This is a genomic window from Iodobacter sp. CM08 (genome assembly GCF_033446605.1).
Lineage (GTDB): Bacteria > Pseudomonadota > Gammaproteobacteria > Burkholderiales > Chitinibacteraceae > Iodobacter.
On the sequence record NZ_JAWQUO010000027.1, the window covers coordinates 1 to 16,127 of the forward strand.

At 45.4% G+C, this 16,127-nt stretch carries 14 protein-coding genes and 1 other RNA gene; 5 read left to right on the forward strand and 10 right to left on the reverse strand.

Annotation, left to right across the window (positions count from 1 at the left end):
* Positions 1 to 225: 225 nt before the first annotated feature.
* The 10 genes from R6242_RS15300 to R6242_RS15345 form a co-directional block, all read right to left on the reverse strand.
* Positions 226 to 822 (reverse strand): hypothetical protein, encoded by a 597-nt coding sequence (locus tag R6242_RS15300; RefSeq protein ID WP_318428357.1) that lies wholly within the window; start codon positions 820 to 822, stop codon positions 226 to 228.
* Positions 823 to 1,007: 185 nt separating this feature from the next.
* A complete protein-coding gene (locus R6242_RS15305; RefSeq protein ID WP_318428359.1) occupies positions 1,008 to 1,412 on the reverse strand; it encodes a hypothetical protein in 405 nt (134 codons plus the stop codon).
* 13 nt (positions 1,413 to 1,425) lie between these two features.
* Positions 1,426 to 3,522: a peptidoglycan DD-metalloendopeptidase family protein gene (locus R6242_RS15310; protein WP_318428362.1), complete on the reverse strand. Its 2,097-nt coding sequence runs from the start codon at positions 3,520 to 3,522 to the stop codon at positions 1,426 to 1,428.
* A 19-nt stretch (positions 3,523 to 3,541) separates the two neighbouring features.
* A complete protein-coding gene (locus R6242_RS15315) occupies positions 3,542 to 6,166 on the reverse strand; it encodes a type VI secretion system Vgr family protein (RefSeq protein ID WP_318428364.1) in 2,625 nt (874 codons plus the stop codon).
* 306 nt (positions 6,167 to 6,472) lie between these two features.
* Positions 6,473 to 6,837: a transfer-messenger RNA gene (gene ssrA / locus R6242_RS15320) on the reverse strand.
* Positions 6,838 to 7,016: 179 nt separating this feature from the next.
* Complete coding sequence (locus R6242_RS15325) at positions 7,017 to 7,670, reverse strand: HAD-IA family hydrolase (RefSeq protein WP_318428366.1); 654 nt, start codon at positions 7,668 to 7,670, stop codon at positions 7,017 to 7,019.
* A gap of 142 nt (positions 7,671 to 7,812) precedes the next feature.
* Positions 7,813 to 8,523 (reverse strand): bifunctional 2-polyprenyl-6-hydroxyphenol methylase/3-demethylubiquinol 3-O-methyltransferase UbiG, encoded by a 711-nt coding sequence (gene ubiG, locus R6242_RS15330; protein WP_318428368.1) that lies wholly within the window; start codon positions 8,521 to 8,523, stop codon positions 7,813 to 7,815.
* A 606-nt stretch (positions 8,524 to 9,129) separates the two neighbouring features.
* Positions 9,130 to 9,321 carry a hypothetical protein gene (locus tag R6242_RS15335; RefSeq protein ID WP_318428371.1) on the reverse strand — a complete coding sequence of 64 codons (192 nt, stop codon included), beginning with the start codon at positions 9,319 to 9,321 and terminating at the stop codon, positions 9,130 to 9,132.
* Positions 9,322 to 9,530: 209 nt separating this feature from the next.
* Positions 9,531 to 10,022, reverse strand: coding sequence for a hypothetical protein (locus R6242_RS15340; RefSeq protein ID WP_318428373.1), 492 nt, complete (start codon positions 10,020 to 10,022; stop codon positions 9,531 to 9,533).
* Positions 10,000 to 11,109, reverse strand: a complete 1,110-nt coding sequence (locus R6242_RS15345; RefSeq protein WP_318428376.1) for a cupin domain-containing protein — start codon at positions 11,107 to 11,109, stop codon at positions 10,000 to 10,002. Before R6242_RS15345 ends, R6242_RS15340 begins: the two co-directional genes overlap by 23 nt.
* 51 nt (positions 11,110 to 11,160) lie before the next feature.
* Between R6242_RS15345 and R6242_RS15350 the strand changes: the two genes are divergently transcribed.
* The 5 genes from R6242_RS15350 to R6242_RS15370 all read left to right on the forward strand — a co-directional run bounded on the left by R6242_RS15350 (position 11,161) and on the right by R6242_RS15370 (position 16,033).
* The gene (locus R6242_RS15350; protein ID WP_293932963.1) at positions 11,161 to 11,628 is read left to right on the forward strand and encodes a peroxiredoxin; all 468 of its coding nucleotides are present in this window, start codon (positions 11,161 to 11,163) and stop codon (positions 11,626 to 11,628) included.
* 4 nt (positions 11,629 to 11,632) lie between these two features.
* Complete coding sequence (locus R6242_RS15355; RefSeq protein WP_293932964.1) at positions 11,633 to 12,112, forward strand: FKBP-type peptidyl-prolyl cis-trans isomerase; 480 nt, start codon at positions 11,633 to 11,635, stop codon at positions 12,110 to 12,112.
* A gap of 266 nt (positions 12,113 to 12,378) precedes the next feature.
* On the forward strand, positions 12,379 to 13,836 hold the full coding sequence (locus R6242_RS15360) for an alkaline phosphatase (RefSeq protein ID WP_318428381.1): 1,458 nt from the start codon (positions 12,379 to 12,381) through the stop codon (positions 13,834 to 13,836).
* Positions 13,837 to 13,866: 30 nt separating this feature from the next.
* Positions 13,867 to 15,276: an alkaline phosphatase gene (locus tag R6242_RS15365; protein ID WP_293932966.1), complete on the forward strand. Its 1,410-nt coding sequence runs from the start codon at positions 13,867 to 13,869 to the stop codon at positions 15,274 to 15,276.
* Between the two features lie 64 nt (positions 15,277 to 15,340).
* Positions 15,341 to 16,033 carry a hypothetical protein gene (locus tag R6242_RS15370; RefSeq protein WP_318428385.1) on the forward strand — a complete coding sequence of 231 codons (693 nt, stop codon included), beginning with the start codon at positions 15,341 to 15,343 and terminating at the stop codon, positions 16,031 to 16,033.
* The last annotated feature ends 94 nt before the right edge of the window (positions 16,034 to 16,127 follow it).

The window sequence follows — 16,127 nt, forward strand, 5'->3', positions numbered from 1 at the left end:
GCAGGTTGGAAATTAGCGCATGCTTGATGTGAAGAACATCGGAAAGCCGTGTGCGGGAAAATCGCATGCACGGTTTGATGAGGGAGGGTAGGTGAAAACCTGCTCTCTACTCTACCTTACATTTCACATCAGATAACATGTACAGTGGTTTGCAAAGTAGATTGAATTGATTGCTTCATGTCAAATGTAAGACCTGACCATATAGATTTTCACAATTTTCTCCACTCAATCCCAGTTTGTCTCCATTGTGGAAAACAATAGACTGACTGATTTTATAAAATCAATATCCGTATTGTTTTTTGGATTATAATTTACAGAGTAACGAATATAAGGAGGATTTCCTGATAAAGAATAGAATGAAAATTCTTTATTGTTTATAGAGTCAGAAATTTTTTTGTCAATGGCATAATAAATTCCTTTCTTATTTTTTTTGAACTCGATATTAAGACCTTCGACGGGCACTCCATCATCAACTAGGTCTGATGATGTTAGGTTATTGTCATTTATTTTCTTTAAAAGAAATTCAGGAATAGAGCTTTTAAGGTCAACAAATGCTTCAGATTTTTTCTTGTTATCAGTCCTATTTATTGGAATAGCCCTATCGCATGCAGCAAGATTTTTTTTTATTTTAGCGGAGCTTAGATCTGCCTCCTTGCCCCATGTGGGCATATTAAGTCTTTTAAGATTGTTTGAATTTTTTCTTATTGCATTTGAATCAATAGGACTAACAACTGACAACCAAACAATGTCGCAATAATTTATTTTTTTTACATCACTAGAAAATGCCTCTTTTGCACTAAAAGCAAACAAAACTAAGAGCATGGATATTTTCATCATAATGGCCTACGGATAACTGGGGTCAGGAAAAAATTAAATCCTAAGATGGTTAATGCTTTTAGAGAAAAAAAACTGATTTAACTCTGATAACTGTACTCTGACCCCAGTTATTCTATTCCAGTTGTTATTAGTAGTATTATAAGAAGGGCCGTAGCCTAGTTAAAAAAACATTAAATACTTGACCAGTCACAGCCACTCTCAGCATATGCTGATGGGGTGTCGTAATAAATGACCTTTTCTTTTTTTGCTAAGATGATATGTACAAATTTATCAACTGTTGCTCCTTGTGTTATTAATATATAGCTGTCTGTATTTTTTTTATTGATCTCAATCCACTTGCTTTTTACGGTGCTGAGTCTCTCACCTTTTGAAGGTATAACTATTTCAGATACACGTTTAATCTGAATTTTATCAAGAGAGTCTTTGTATTGAATATTTGCAATGTTTGAATTTTCAATTGGAAAATTGAACTGTAAATAATATTTATTACTTTCCTCAGATAAACATAAAAAATAGCTTGCTTGAGCTTTTATAGGAAATAATAAAATTAGAAAAGATGAAAAAATAATTTTCATTACAAAATACACTCTATACATCATCCCTAACCTTTTCAATGTTCAAAATATCAACGCCATCTAAAAGAACATGCTTTGTAACTTGTAGGTGTGACCGTCTCGCAACAAGCCCTGTCCATAAAGCATCTTCAGCACCATTAACATTCTTTGTAACGGAGCGCACATGAGCTTCCTCAACCCCCAAATCAGCTACTCGAGAAATATTTATACCTGAGTTTCTGACGTTTCTACTAATCCAGTATAAACCTGCCGTCTCTGCGGACTCATATGGGCTATCTGAAATAAGTACATTTCTTGGTTCTACTGTATATCTATCGTTCGCGAGCAAGCCTTTGTAATCACTATATTTAGCATAATTGGCACGACCAGTAAGTTGAATTAACCCTCTCCCCTTAAACTTAATCCCATCACCAGCCATAGTATTGCCTAAGTCTTCCCTATTTTCATACTCTGAACCGCTTGCTAATTCTTGAGCCCACTTTAAAACACCAGTTTCTTGGTATACTTGAGCCAAGAAATGAGCTAAACGTACTTTTCTCAGCCCATATTTTCTGTTTATTTTCATAAAAACCACGTAATTTCTTTCTGTAATGCGTGTTTTAGCGACCGCAGTAGTAATATTATTTCTTATAATGGGTGTATTGCGGTTACCTCTGTTCGATTGATAAGTTAACGGGATACAACGCAATATTTCCCTTTCTGCTAACCACCCGCATTTTGTAAAGTGCCCGATAAATTCTTTGGGATGAAAGTGCCAATGGTCAGCTGCAATACCTAAACCTGCCTCTGCCCAAAAACATAAAGCAGTTGTTAATTTTATAAAGTTTTCATACTGTTCTGGATCTAAAGGTATTTCCAACAAATCACTTTCCGTTTTAATCCATTCATATCTTGTATTTAGCGTTGCAACTTCCCATTCTGTAGGAAATTTGCAGATCGTACGCGATAGTTTTTTTAACATCTGCTCTTGGCTTAATGCTTGTTGCAACTCACGGCTTGTATATTTTTTATCACCGTCACTATCCAACCATGCTAATAAAGTCGGCGAATTACATTGGCTATCTGGTGTTGCATCATCAGCAATTAAATTCCAGCCCATCCAGTGAGGGAAATCTGCATCGCTATATTTTTTAATTGATACTGCATTTAAATTAACCCAGCCTTGCCCGTCTGGATAGTTAACCTTTCGCCAATGTGGTACTGCTCCAGCAGGAATCGCTGTTTCATTATCAATATTAATGACTCGACCAAAATGAAGTAATTCATACATAGAACTCGGCGCTATCTCATTACGATTGGCTAGTGTTGTCGCAGCTTTATATAAATTGTATTCGTAATCGGTCTCAATTATTTCATTGCCAATGCAGATATACTCACCCAAAATTTCTGAATTTTCTTGCCGCGTTGACATTTTACAATCGCCTTTTTCAAAGCGCATTGAGATAAATAGTGGTGTCGTAGAGGTATAGGCTGGAGTACCAGCCCCTGTTTGTGAATTTGCACTAGGTTGTGTCGCGTAAAATGTCGCTCCCGCAGGAAGATAAAAATGCATATCTCCATAAACAGCATCCATACGGCCATCTTTACTTAAATCTAGATTTCCTTCTTCACGACCCACTAATTTTTTTAAATTAGCATCGTCACAAATTATTTCCATGTGCATGGCATTGTTGCCATTGCACTGGCCGACGGAGCCTAATTCAGCTTTACGATATACGGGTTGATTCTTTTGAACAAACACCTGCTTAAGATGCATATAGATGGAGTAATACTCCACTTGCCCGTCAGGGCCTTCACCAATTTCCGTGCTGTGTTTAATAATTACGCAACCATCACTACTGCCACCATTAATCGCAAGATCAGGCTTTGCATTTTCACCCGTTAAAGGTGAAGGCTTACGGGCAAACATCACTTTACCATCTGCAATTGCACGTACAGGCTCACCTCTTGGCCCCGTATCGGTGTGTTCAATATGTTGACCGCCATGCCAAGCCAACAAACTACTAATTGGGTAATTACCTCTGGATCCAAAGGGCATTAGCCCTTTCAACCAATCCTCGTCGGATTGATTACCTTGAGCTGTTTTAAGTAAAGGAGGACTAATAATCATCGATGTTTGCCAGTATTTATTATTCGGAGAATGGGAATGAATTAGGCGGAGTGAATTTACTCTTAGGCATATTTGGCAGTGCTGGTTTTAAACTAGCAGGCCCACTCAACTCATGATTCCCTCCCTTAATGCTCACTTCCCCTGGGCAATGGATCTCGATATTGCCGCCTTTTAAGCGGATATAGCCACCGCCCGCAGTGAAGAGCACTTCATCACTAGCAGCAATTTCTATTTTTTCTTTGCAGGCAGTGATTTTTACATTTCTATCAGCGGTGATTTCAATATCGTCGCTTTGTGCTTGCATCTGGATTTTGCCCTTGGCAGCAATGAGCTTAAGTGCAACTTTGTCTTTTACCCCAGCTACAAACAGACTGATATGTTGGCCCACGTTATGAATCCAACGGCGGCCAGAAGTTTGGTTACTGTCTCTTTGGGCGATAAGGTCTAAGTTTGTGCCTGCGCTGATGGTCTGGCTTTGTGGGGAGGTAATGGCTACGCCGTCCTCGCCGTGTAGCAGGATGATTTTTTGTTGGCCTGCCTGACCTTGGGATTTGCTCTTGCTGTCTTTATCCGTGTTGCTGCCCGCTTCAAAGCTTTTGCTTGCGTGCACGTGGTGGTGCAAGTGGCCGGTGGTGGCTTTGCCGTCTGCGCTGTTGTCTGGCTTGACGGTTTTATCGCCTTCGCCGGTTTCGATAGTATCAGCGAGTTGGTTGGTGGCCGTTTCGCCTAGACTTTGGGCCAACGCTAAAGCTGATTCAAGCTGGCTTTGGGCTGGGTTGTGGTCTAGCTGCTTGCCCGAGGCACCATTCTTGGCTTCGGTACTGATCAGCAAGCCGCTGGCGCGAATCGCACCTTGTTTGTCGCTGCGTAGCTCAAAGCCTTCGCCGCGTGGCTCGCCTTTTCCATCAGTGCGCGGGTGGATCAGATAACCAAGGTTCAGTTGGGTTTTACCGTGCTCGCTAGATAGCTTGGTTCGGACTTCGCCCTTGGTATCATCAAACAGCAGTTCGCCGTATTGGCCGCCTTCATGCTCTTTGGTTTTGATGCCTGATAGCGTTTTATTGGCGGGTAAAGCACCAGCGCCACTGAACGCGGGCACTGGATGACTGCTGTTATAGGCAACACCCGTCACAATTGGGCGGTCGATATCGCCTTCAATAAAATCGACCAGCACTTCTTGGCCGATGCGAGGGATGAACTGATGCCCCCAAGCCGCGCCTGCTGATGGATAGGCGACACGTATCCAGCAAGATGATTTATCGTCCAGATTAGCGCCAAACTCGGGATGCTCAGCGGCACGCTGCCAATGGAGCTGAATTTTTATGCGGCCATATTCGTCGGTGTGGACTTCTGTATCAGCAGGCCCAACCACGGTGGCGGTTTGCACGCCTAGGCTAGTGGGCTTGGTAAATTCTTGCCCACCCAGATGGCTAAGCACAGGCTGGCCGCGTCTTTGGGCGGTAAAGTCAGCTTGATAAGGTGCGTTATCTTTGGCTGACGTGGCAAGCAGGCTAGGTGCAACTAAGCCAAGTTGCTGGGTTAAATCTGCTGGCAAATTATTGTTTGCAGTGAATTTAAGCTCAGTGATGGCAAATTCGCGTTGCTCTGCGCTATCCCACTCATGCGCGGGGTGATCTTCTAAGCGGAACCATTGTCCCGCTTGCAAGCTGCGTAAAGTACCAGAGCCAGTAAACGATTTCTTTTGCCCGTCTAAAGCATCTTGGCGCAGCTTTGCATCGTTGTTGAACTGATCTAAATCGCTGGCGTAGTAATGCGTTTGCGGGTCGTAATATTCCAAGCTTGATTGGATTTGTTGCCCGCCTTCGCCTTGATCAATCGCGCTTTCGTTGGAACTGTGGCTGGTACTGCTGGCTTTGTAATCAAAGCTAGCCAAGGACACCGAACTGCTGCCGATTTGCCGCTGGCTGTGCCATTGGGTAAGAGAGTCACTTTTTTCGCTGGCATCAGCACGATGAAAGCGGGCGATGGGCTCTAAAGCTTCGGGGATGGAGAAAACATCATCAAAAACCACGAGCTGTACTTGCGGGGAATCTCCTGCCAAATGTTCAAAACGCCACGATAGGCCGCATTCTTTCATTAGGCGGCATAAAAAGGCGTAATCGTTCTCACGGTATTGCAGGCAATAAGAGCGGGGCGGGTATTCGCCCGATAGTTTGAAATCCAGCGTCTGCACTGAGGCAAACACAGGATTTTTGGCTTGATGTTCGGCCAGTACCTGTTTCACAATATCGACGGGAGATAAATCCTGAAAAACGCGTGAAGTGTGGCGATATCTAAGCAGGGCAAAAGGCGGCTCTACCGTCAGTGCGTATTTTGCAAAGCCTCCGTCAGAACCTAAAAGCTTTACCTGACTAACCACCCCGCAACGCTCAATCGCATCACCATTGGCGTTTTCTATCGCCAATACCACCGGCAAGCCCAATAGTGATTTGAGTTCTAAATTACCATCGGGGGAGAGACAGTCAATCTGATAGCGATAAGCTTGGTTGATCCCCTCATTACCTGTTACTCGCTGGGGCAATAACTGCTGGCCCCATGCTGCTCCGTCGCCTAGTTGAAGAGAGATAAGGCGCTGATCTTGATTAAAAGCAGCGGCGAAAGAGGCAAGTAGATCAAGTGGCATGAGAAACCAAGGGCTTACAGGGGATTTCTATATTACACGAAGCTTTATGCTTACTGATCTAGCCTTGCAAAAAATGTATTGTGTAATTATGCACAAAATTGGAAATTATAAGGTTTACCCTTTGTGTGTCCCTGTCGGTTGGCTCGAGTGTTTGCTGTTCTTTTTCATGGGGTTTGAGGGCTGACTGCCTATATTCTGTAAGGAATGTTGTGATTAATGTTGCTATTGTTGGGCTTAAAAGGGCCTTTTTAGGCATAAAAAAAGCCACTTAGATTTCTCTAAGTGGCTGATTTCATTGCTTTATACTGGTGGAGCCGGCGGGAGTCGAACCCGCGTCCGGAAGCACTCTATAGTGAGTTCTACATACTTAGTCATGTCATTTGGTTTTAATTCCCGACCACGCCGGCAGACAGGCTTGGAGAGAACGAGTTACCTTAGATTTAGCCTCTGCCCAAGTAACCCGAGCAAAAGCGATCCCATCTTAATGACTCTGCGTATCGTTTTTAGGCGACCTACCCGATGGGCCCTGTAGTGCAGAGTCTAGCGCGATTAAGCGGCTAGAGCGTAGTTATTGTCGTTTGCGACTATATAAATTCAGTGTTTTACGGGAATCTGAGACCCCGGTATGCCCTCATCCACTTTGCAACCCCCGTCGAAACCATGGCGGCCCCAATGAAGATCTCTGATTATACGCGTAAGCCTATTGTTGTACAAGCTAGGGCCTTGGTATTACTGACTTAGCTTCGTGTTGCGCTGGCTTTACACCAAGGAGTAGAAGGCCTTGTTGATAGTTAACAAGGCCTTAGCAGTATTTGTAGATGGCGATTTATTTTGACATTTACAGCACTTTTTAGTTGGGTAGGTGGGCCAGTAGCTCAAGTGGATGGCCGATGCGGTGGTCTGCTCCCCATTCTTGTGGCTTATCGTGGTGGCTGATATAGCCGTAGTCGGCCAGCACGGTGCGCATGCCTACTTTGCGGCCGGCTTCAATATCACGTTCGGCATCCCCTACATAGATGCAATGGGCTGGGTCTACGCCAAGTTGGGCGGCGGCAAAGTACATGGGTTTTGCGTCGGGTTTAGCCACGCCTACGGTGTCCCCTGAAACCACTACGCCTGGCCGACTAGGGAAGGGCAGTTGAGCGATAAGCGGATCGGTATAGCGGGCAGGTTTATTGGTGACAATGCCCCATTGCAGGCCGCGGGCGGATATTTTTTCGAGAAGGGGGGCTATGCCTTCAAAGAGCGCGGTTTCTTCGCAGAGGCTGGCTTCGTACAGTGCCAAAAAGCGTTCGCGCAGGGCGGTGAATTCGGCGTCTTGTGGGATGATGCCAAAGCCTAGTTCGATCAGGCCGCGCGCGCCATGGGATGCTAATGGGCGGATAGCGGAGTAAGGCTGTGGTTTACGGCCTTCTTCGGCCAGCAAGCGGTTGAGCGCTGCGCCTAGGTCTGGTGCGGTATCAGCAAGCGTGCCGTCAAGATCGAATAGGACTGCGCTAATCATGCTGATTTCCTTGGGATGATATTGGACTGTTGCGCCACTGCGCAAATATCAGGTGCGGTATCAGCAAGCGTGCCGTCAAGATCGAACAGGACTGCGGTAATCATCGTGTTTTCCTTGTGAGGTTTAAATGAATAGTCTTGATTTAGGGGGCTTTCCTTGTGGCGATCAGGTAGTTCACTGCCGCATCATCATCGAGCTTATAGATTTTAGTGAGTGGGTTATAGCTTAGTCCGCTGAGCGATACGGTTTCGATCTCTGCATTGCGTGTCATGCGGGCCAGCTCAGATGGCTTAATAAATTTAGCGTAATCGTGTGTGCCGCGAGGCAGCATGCCTAATATGTATTCTGCGCCAACTACGGCCAGCATATAGCTTTTAGCATTGCGGTTTAGGGTAGAGAAAAATACCCAGCCGCCAGGCTTAACAAGACGGGCGCAGGCAGCAACCACGCTGGCGGGGCTGGGTACGTGTTCTAGCATTTCCATGCAGGTGACGATGTCGTAACTTTCTGGCTCTTCTGTGGCGAGCTGTTCCACAGGGATACAGCGGTAATCCACTTCAAGTTTGGATTCAAATAAATGTAGTTTGGCTACTTTAAGTGATTTTTCAGCTAAATCAATGCCAGTTACTTGGGCACCTTGGCGTGCTAGCCCTTCGGCTAAGATGCCACCACCACAACCAACGTCGAGAATTTTTTTGCCTGCTAGATCGCTATGCTTTTGCATAAAATCGATCCGCAAGGGGTTGATTTCATGTAGCGGTTTGAATTCGCTTTCGATATCCCACCACTTATGTGCAAGCGCAGAGAATTTGGCGATCTCGGAAGGGTCAACATTAATGTGTGCTTCAGTCATTAGGCTTCCTTTTTGATGCGTTGTTACCAGTAGCGGGTGCGATTGAGTGTTTCACCGGCGTTTAATGTGGTGCTTTGGGGAGTGAGCGATTCGCTGCATATACGCGCGGTGAGTTGGGTAAACGCCGGCACATAGCTGTGCTTAGATCTGCGTCAGCTTTAATTCCGCTTATTTTATCATCTAGGCTCAGGGTCTGTTGGCGTTTGATTCACAATTGTGCCGAGTCTACAGGCTTGGTGTAGCAGATCTTTTGTGGCCATTTCATGGAAGAGGGCGCTGTAAGTTAATTGAGGGGGGAGGACTAATAGGGGGGGGCTTGCGAGATGGTGTTGAGCGTTTCGTTTATTATAATCGTGGCTTTAGGCGCTATGGGCATGGGCCAGCGGAGTATGATAATCCGTATGGAATAATTTAGAGTAACTCAGCAAGAAAAATAATTTATTGAATGTTAATAAAAGAATAAAAATAGTTATTTTGTATTGATTTTATTCGATATTTTTAACTTGAGGTGAGCTAAGGCAATTCAATTTATATGTCATTCATTGTTTTTGGCAAATAAAAAGCCGACCTTGCGGTCGGCTTTTTTAAAGCAATACTGCCTGCAAATTACTTAGCAGCAGAAGCTTCTGAAGCAGCTGCTTCTGAAGCAACTGGAGCTGCTTCAACAACAGCAGATGCAGCTTCAACAACAGCAGATGCTTCAACAACAGCAGATGCTTCAACAGCAGCTTCTTCTTTCTTGCCGCAAGCGGACAGAGCAACAGCGATCAGAGCAGCAACTAGCAGGGACTTTTTCATTATGAACTTACCTTTGACAGAGACGAATGGGACAAACGAAATAAATTGGTGCAATCGACCGTGGATCGATGCTGAAAAACTGCAATCATTCAGTGACGACCGACGGCCCAAATAATATCACGTTTTATTTGAAAGAACAGTCCAACACCTTATGAATACCGCTAATTAGGCAAGAATTCTGCAACACCATGTAACGAGATGTTAAATACCTATAGATAAAGGCGCTGCCATTCACCACATGGGCTGGATTGTTCCCAAATGGCATTAAATTGTTGTTGTAGTATCGCAACATGTGCCGCATCGCTAGTTATTTCACCGCGTGGCCAAGCAAAATGATGCCGCCTTATTGCATGGGATTGATCTGCCAAAATAAACCCTTGATGCCAATTGTGACAAGACTCGTGTGCTAATTGCAGTTTAATTAAGTGATTAAATTTGTTTGTCAATTGTAAAAAATACTGACAATGTTGGCTTAAATAATTGGGATTAAACGCAATTAAACGCAAATTACCAGCGGGATTAGCGGTAAAAAATGTCCATAAAGCATCATAAATGGCCCTACTGCCTAGGTCAGAATGTGAAAAATCGTGCTCGCACAGCAGTAATTCGTGCTGTGCCGCAGCAATTATTTGCGCAACAGCGAGGCGATAATCGCTGTAGCGGTCAAATAAACGTGCTTCAGGAAAGCTGCAGGTAGCCATATTCGTAGCATTCATAAAGGATAGTAATCAGGCTTTCTGGGTAATTGGCGGCGGGCAATTTGCGCTGATCGGCTAATTGGCGCAAAAAGGGTAGGGCTTCTGGTGCAAACTCTAGCGCTTCACCATTGGCATACACGCGATCGGATTCGTAGAGCATTAAAGCTTTGGTGTCGATCGCAATCCCACCACTGGCAATGGCGCTGGTAAAGTCTTCGATATCTATTGGATCATCGGGCTGATCGTAAAAAACGTGTGGTTTAGGCTCGGTGAAGTAGCTGCCAACAAAGCGGCGCACGGTGTCATCGTTCCAAGTGATCTTTTTAAGCATCTCCCCCATTTGGGCCACAAACTCGTTATCTATTTCTGCTGGCTTGGTGGTTGGCTGACGATCAGGATCGCTATACATTCCATCTAGGCATAGCTCGTCTTGCAAAAATTCTAAGAATTTTCCGGCTATCTCTTGTGTTTTAGGTGCTCTAAAGCCGATGGAATAGGTCATTCCTGGCTCTATAGCTACACCGTGGTGGGCGTACATGGGCGGCAGATAGAGCATATCGCCATGCTCTAAAACCCATTCCTGCTCAGGGTTAAAGTCTTTAAGCACCCGAATGGGGGCATCTTCAATAAAGCCACTGGCGTCATCGCTCGATATTTGCCAGCGTTTCTTTCCACCAACTTGCAATAAGAATACATCGTAAGAGTCATAATGCGGGCCTACGCTGCCACCTGGTGGTGCGTAAGAAATCATTAGGTCATCTAGTCTGGTGTAAGGCAGAAAATTAAACTGATAGAGCAGCTCGGCAATATGCGGCACAAGGTGATTCACATTGCCAACTAATATGGTCCAATCGGTTTCGGGTAGGCGCGCTAGGCGGGCTGGGCGAAACGGACCTGATTCGGCTTTCCAGCGCTCATTTTTATATTCAATGATTCTAGATTCCACATCATCACGCTGCGCCAGCGCGCTTAAGCGGGCGTAATCCATTAGCTCTGGGAACTTATCCCAAGCATTACGAATTAATAGTGGTTTTTTTTGCCAGTATTCTTGTAAAAATTCTTCTGGACTGAGTCCGCCTAAAAGTTGCATGGTTTTGCTCTATAACAGAATGGATTACAACAATTATCGCATGGAGAACACATGCTGAACGTTGGAGATATAGCGCCTGATTTTATCTTGTCTGACGCGCAGATGGATGATGTTCAATTGGCAGGTTTACGGGGCCAGCATCATGTGGTGCTGTATTTTTTTAATAAAGATCACACGCCAGGTGGAATTATCGAGGCGGTAGAGTTCAGTGATCGCACTGCAGCATTTCGGCAATATGACACAGTTATCCTAGGGGTGAGCATGGATGATTGCTTGTCACACGAGCAATTTCAAGACGAGCAGGGCATAGAATTTGATTTATTAGCCGATACAGATGGCGAAGTAAGCAGGCTCTATCACGCTCTACATGAGTGGGAGGCCCATGGCGTGGTAAGATACGGCATAGACCGTTCCACGTTTGTAATCGATAAGGACGGCGTGATCCGCCATGCGTTTTATCACGTTGTCCCCAAGGGCCATGCGGCGGAAATTCTTAAACTCGTGAAACAGCTAGGGTGAACCCATGCAAATTGCAAAAAATACCGTTGTAACTTTACATTATGAAATGTTTGATGCCACTGGCAAGCAAATTGATAAAACCGAAGAGCCGATTGAATATCTGCACGGCGGTTACGACAATGTCTTGCCATTGGTAGAAGAAGCACTTGAAGGCAAAAACGTAGGTGATAGCATCGATGTAACGATGCAGCCAGACGATGCTTTCGGTGAGCATGATGCAGATTTAGTTCGTGAAGAAGAAAAATCTTCATTCCCAATGGAAGTTGAAGCCGGCATGATGTTTGAAGCCGATGATCCTGAAACTGGCGAAGTATTGTTGTTCCGCGTTACCGAAATCGAAGGTAACCGCGTTGTTGTAGATGCTAACCATCCTTTCGCAGGTATGGTAATTCGCTTTGTTGGTACTGTTTCTGCAGTGCGTGAACCAAGTGAAGAAGAACTAGAACACGGCCATGTACATGGCGAGCACGGCCACGATCATTAAGATGATGGTGGTTTGATTTAAGAAAAAGCGAGCTTCGGCTCGCTTTTTTTTTGCGGCGATATGCTCACTACGGTGTAAAAAACATGCTTGTTAATTATTTAGTGTGCGCTATGTTTTTGGGATTATTGGATATTTAATTAGATTATTATTCTATTTTTGCGTGTGCTATTGAAACAGAGTTGCGATTGTCATAAAACATTCGTTTATATGTAACTTAAATGTAAACAAGATGCTCTATCTTGCGCTCTTCCTTTAGGGAGAGACAAATGAAACGTATTTTAATCGCTGGCCTGGTGGCGAGCGCCTTATCTGCATGCAACACGACGAATAATACTGATGTAGGCACTTCTGCAGTGGCTACATCTACAGCTACCACGCCTAAAAATGTGATCTTCTTCCTTGGCGATGGTATGGGCATGACCACGATGACCGCTGCGCGTATTTACGCAGTGGGTGAAGATGGTGACCTAACCATGGACACCCTGCCAGAAACCGCATTCATCAAAACTTACTCCAACGATGCGCAAGTAACTGACTCTGCACCATCGATGGCCGCCTATATGACTGGCGTGAAGATGAATAATGAAGTCATCTCGATGAGCTCAGATACACAAGCTGTAGATGCTAAGGGTAACGCTTACCTAAACGGCACGGACAGTCTTTGCCCAACAACAAATGGTAAGTCTGTTCCTACTTTGCTTGAAATTGCTAAAGCCGCTGGCTTGGCAACTGGCGTTGTTACAACAACTCGCGTAACCCATGCAACCCCAGCAACGACTTATGCACACGTTTGTCATCGTGATGCAGAAAATGATATCGCTGCGCAGTTGGTTCCTAACGGCAAGGGTTTTAATACTGCACTGGGTGGCGGTGTCGATATAGTCTTGGGTGGTGGTAGCCAGTTCTTCTTGCCAACTTCGGCAAAAGGCAAGCGTACTGATGGCCGTGATTTAGTGGCTGAGATGAAAACGCTGGGTTACACCTATGTAAGCAATAAGGATGAGTTGAAAGCTGCTGATCCTACGAAAACTAAGTTGTTTGGTTTGTTCTCGTCCAGCCATATGAGTTATGACTTAGATCGCACTGCAGATGCTGCTAATAAAGAGCCTAGCCTCGCAGAAATGACCGTAAAAGCGATTCAAGGTCTGAAAAAAGGCGAAAAAGGGATGTTCTTGATGGTTGAAGGCGGCCGTATCGATCACGCCCTGCACGAAACCACTGCGAAAAAAGCCTTGCAAGACACTGTTGCATTTGATAACGCCATTAAAGCGGCGATTGATGAAGTGAAAAAGACCGATCCAGAGTTGAAAAACACCCTGATCGTGGTGACAGCTGATCATGACCATACTTTGGTATTGAACGGCTATGCCAAGCGTACTGGCAAATCAACCGCAACAAATCCAGGCGTCTTGGGGCTAGTGAAAGATGTGGTAGGCACTAAGGCTACTTTGGACGCAGATGGTATGCCGTACACCATTATTGGCTTTGGTAATGGTGAGAATCGTGCTCAAGGCGATAGAAAAACTTTTGCTGCCTTAGATGATGGCGCTGTATTTGCGAATACCTACCATCAAGAAGCGGCCATTCGGGTAGGGGCGGGTAGTGAAACTCACGGTGGCACCAATGTGTTTCTTGGTGCAATCGGCAAGGGCAGCGATCAGTTCTACGGTGTGATGGATAACACCAATGTATTTAAGCTGGTTCGCTCCGCAGTTGGCCTGTAAATCGCCTAAGTTGATCAAGGAATAAAACAAATGTTGAAACAATCTTTAATTGCTAGCGCCTGCTTACTGGCTTTTGCACAAGGTGCACAAGCGGCGGGCGAAGCCAAAAACGTGATCTTCTTCTTGGGCGATGGTATGGGCCCAGCAACGGTCACCGCCGCGCGTATTTATAAGTACAAAGAAGAAGGCGCTTTAAATATGGAGAAGCTGGACGGCGCAGCCCGTACGGCCCGTATCAAGACTTACTCTAACGACGCTCAGACCACTGACTCCGCTCCATCGATGGCCGCTTATATGACCGGCGTAAAGATGAATAACGAAGTGATTTCGATGAGCCCAGACACTCAGGCAGTTGATAAAAGCGGTAATGCTTATCTGAAAGGGGCTGACAGTGTATGCCCTGCCGATAACGGCAAGGCAGTAGACACCATTTTAGAAATTGCTAAAGCTAAAGGTAAGGCGGTTGGTTCGATCACAACGACCCGCGTTACCCACGCTACACCAGCCACCACTTATGCCCACGTTTGTCATCGCGATGCAGAAAATGCGATTGCGGTGCAAGCAGTGCCAAATGGTGCAGGTTATAACGCCAAGCTAGGTACAGGTCTGGATGTGTTGATGGGCGGCGGTAGCAAGTTCTTCTTGCCAACCACAGCAAAAGGCGCACGTACTGATGGCCGTGATCTGATTGCTGAAATGAAGACCAATGGCTATAGCTTTGCAGGTACAGGTACTGAGCTGGCGGCTTTAGATGCGTCTAAGGCTACCAAATTGCTAGGCCTGTTTACTTCTAGCCATATGGATTACGAGCTAGATCGTGTAAAGCAAAAGAAGGATCAGCCTAGCTTAAGCCAAATGACCACCAAGGCGATTGAAGTCTTGGCTAAAAAACCAGAAGGCTTTTTCCTGATGGTTGAAGGTGGCCGTATTGATCATGCCCTGCACGGCAACAATGCTAAGCGTGTGATGGACGATACGATTGCTTTTGATGATGCGATTAAAACAGCGCTTGATGAAATGCAAAAACGTGATCCGGGCCTAAAAAATACCTTGATCGTGGTAACGGCAGATCATGATCACACTTTAACCATCAATGGCTATGGCAAGCGCGGTAGCAATATCCTAGGCACGGTTAAAAATTATCGTGATGGCACAGAAGCAAAAGACGCTGACGGTAATAACTACACCACACTGGTGTTTGGTAATAGCTCAAACCGCAAGCCTACTCGTACCATGCTGATTGAGGGCGATGCAGATAAATCACAAGTATTGCATGATGATTATCAGCAAGAAGGTGGGATTCGCGTGGGTGATGGTGGCGAAACGCATGGTGGTGGCGATGTGATGCTGTTTGCTACGGGTGCGGGCTCTAAGACATTTAAGGGAACAATGGTAAATACCAAAGTTTTCAGTCTAGTAAAAGACGCATTTGGTTTTTAATTTTATAGCGGTATAAAACGGGCCGACCTCTTGTCGGCCCGTTTTTTTGTAAGGAAATAGTGAAATGAAATACCTTGTTACTGCTTTGATGATGGTGGTTTCCACCTCTTTCAGTGTGGCTGCTACGGCGCCTGATATGGCGGCATTGGTTACATATGAAACCCGTGTCGTGACCGCTGAAGGCGTAACCAAATCGACGCAATTTCAAGAAACATGGTTACGTACGGCCAACCGTGTGTGGAGTGAGCGTTTGGTGCCAAAGAATGCGCAGGCAGAAGCGAATAAGGGCATGCAGCCCAGCGCAAAAGGGCATGAAGGGCATAACCATGATATGAATTTTGCTTTGGCGGCCAAATCTATTGAGCGGACAGCCAATGGCGAAGTGAAGTTAAATTTGGTTCGTATGAAAATGCAGCAAATTATTGCCATGGGAACGACTGATTTCAGGGAGATTGGTTTTGATGGCAGTTGGGATAATGCGGTCTATATGATTGATCGTCAGCAGCTTAAGCAAATGAAAAAACGCAGCACACCTGCACCAGCGGGTGAAGTTTGGCTGGAAAACCGTAAAAATGGGATGTACACCATGGTGCTGTGGTCAGAAAAATTGCAGCTGCCTAAAGTGATAGAAACGGGCCATGAAAATGGTGGAAGCTGGAGCCGCGTTACGATAGAGGCCAAGCCCATGCCCAAAGAAATGCCTTGGATCAGTACGGCCGGTTTTAGGCAAAGAGACTATATGGATTTGCTGGATTAAGGCGGCTGCAGCGCAGTAATATGCATTCGTCGCAAGCACAGGCGCACTGTTCTGTCAGTGTAAGAGCAGAGCGCCTGTGTGCTTTTGATACTTT

Bases quoted from the DNA above. Each gene is read 5' to 3' on its own strand.
- R6242_RS15300 (WP_318428357.1), bottom strand. From the start codon at position 822: ATGCTCTTAGTTTTGTTTGCTTTTAGTGCAAAAGAGGCATTTTCTAGT.
- R6242_RS15305 (WP_318428359.1), bottom strand. From the start codon at position 1,412: ATGAAAATTATTTTTTCATCTTTTCTAATTTTATTATTTCCTATAAAA.
- R6242_RS15310 (WP_318428362.1), bottom strand. From the start codon at position 3,522: ATGATTATTAGTCCTCCTTTACTTAAAACAGCTCAAGGTAATCAATCC.
- R6242_RS15315 (WP_318428364.1), bottom strand. From the start codon at position 6,166: ATGCCACTTGATCTACTTGCCTCTTTCGCCGCTGCTTTTAATCAAGAT.
- R6242_RS15325 (WP_318428366.1), bottom strand. From the start codon at position 7,670: ATGATTAGCGCAGTCCTATTCGATCTTGACGGCACGCTTGCTGATACC.
- ubiG (WP_318428368.1), bottom strand. From the start codon at position 8,523: ATGACTGAAGCACACATTAATGTTGACCCTTCCGAGATCGCCAAATTC.
- R6242_RS15335 (WP_318428371.1), bottom strand. From the start codon at position 9,321: ATGAAAAAGTCCCTGCTAGTTGCTGCTCTGATCGCTGTTGCTCTGTCC.
- R6242_RS15340 (WP_318428373.1), bottom strand. From the start codon at position 10,022: ATGGCTACCTGCAGCTTTCCTGAAGCACGTTTATTTGACCGCTACAGC.
- R6242_RS15345 (WP_318428376.1), bottom strand. From the start codon at position 11,109: ATGCAACTTTTAGGCGGACTCAGTCCAGAAGAATTTTTACAAGAATAC.
- R6242_RS15350 (WP_293932963.1), top strand. From the start codon at position 11,161: ATGCTGAACGTTGGAGATATAGCGCCTGATTTTATCTTGTCTGACGCG.
- R6242_RS15355 (WP_293932964.1), top strand. From the start codon at position 11,633: ATGCAAATTGCAAAAAATACCGTTGTAACTTTACATTATGAAATGTTT.
- R6242_RS15360 (WP_318428381.1), top strand. From the start codon at position 12,379: ATGAAACGTATTTTAATCGCTGGCCTGGTGGCGAGCGCCTTATCTGCA.
- R6242_RS15365 (WP_293932966.1), top strand. From the start codon at position 13,867: ATGTTGAAACAATCTTTAATTGCTAGCGCCTGCTTACTGGCTTTTGCA.
- R6242_RS15370 (WP_318428385.1), top strand. From the start codon at position 15,341: ATGAAATACCTTGTTACTGCTTTGATGATGGTGGTTTCCACCTCTTTC.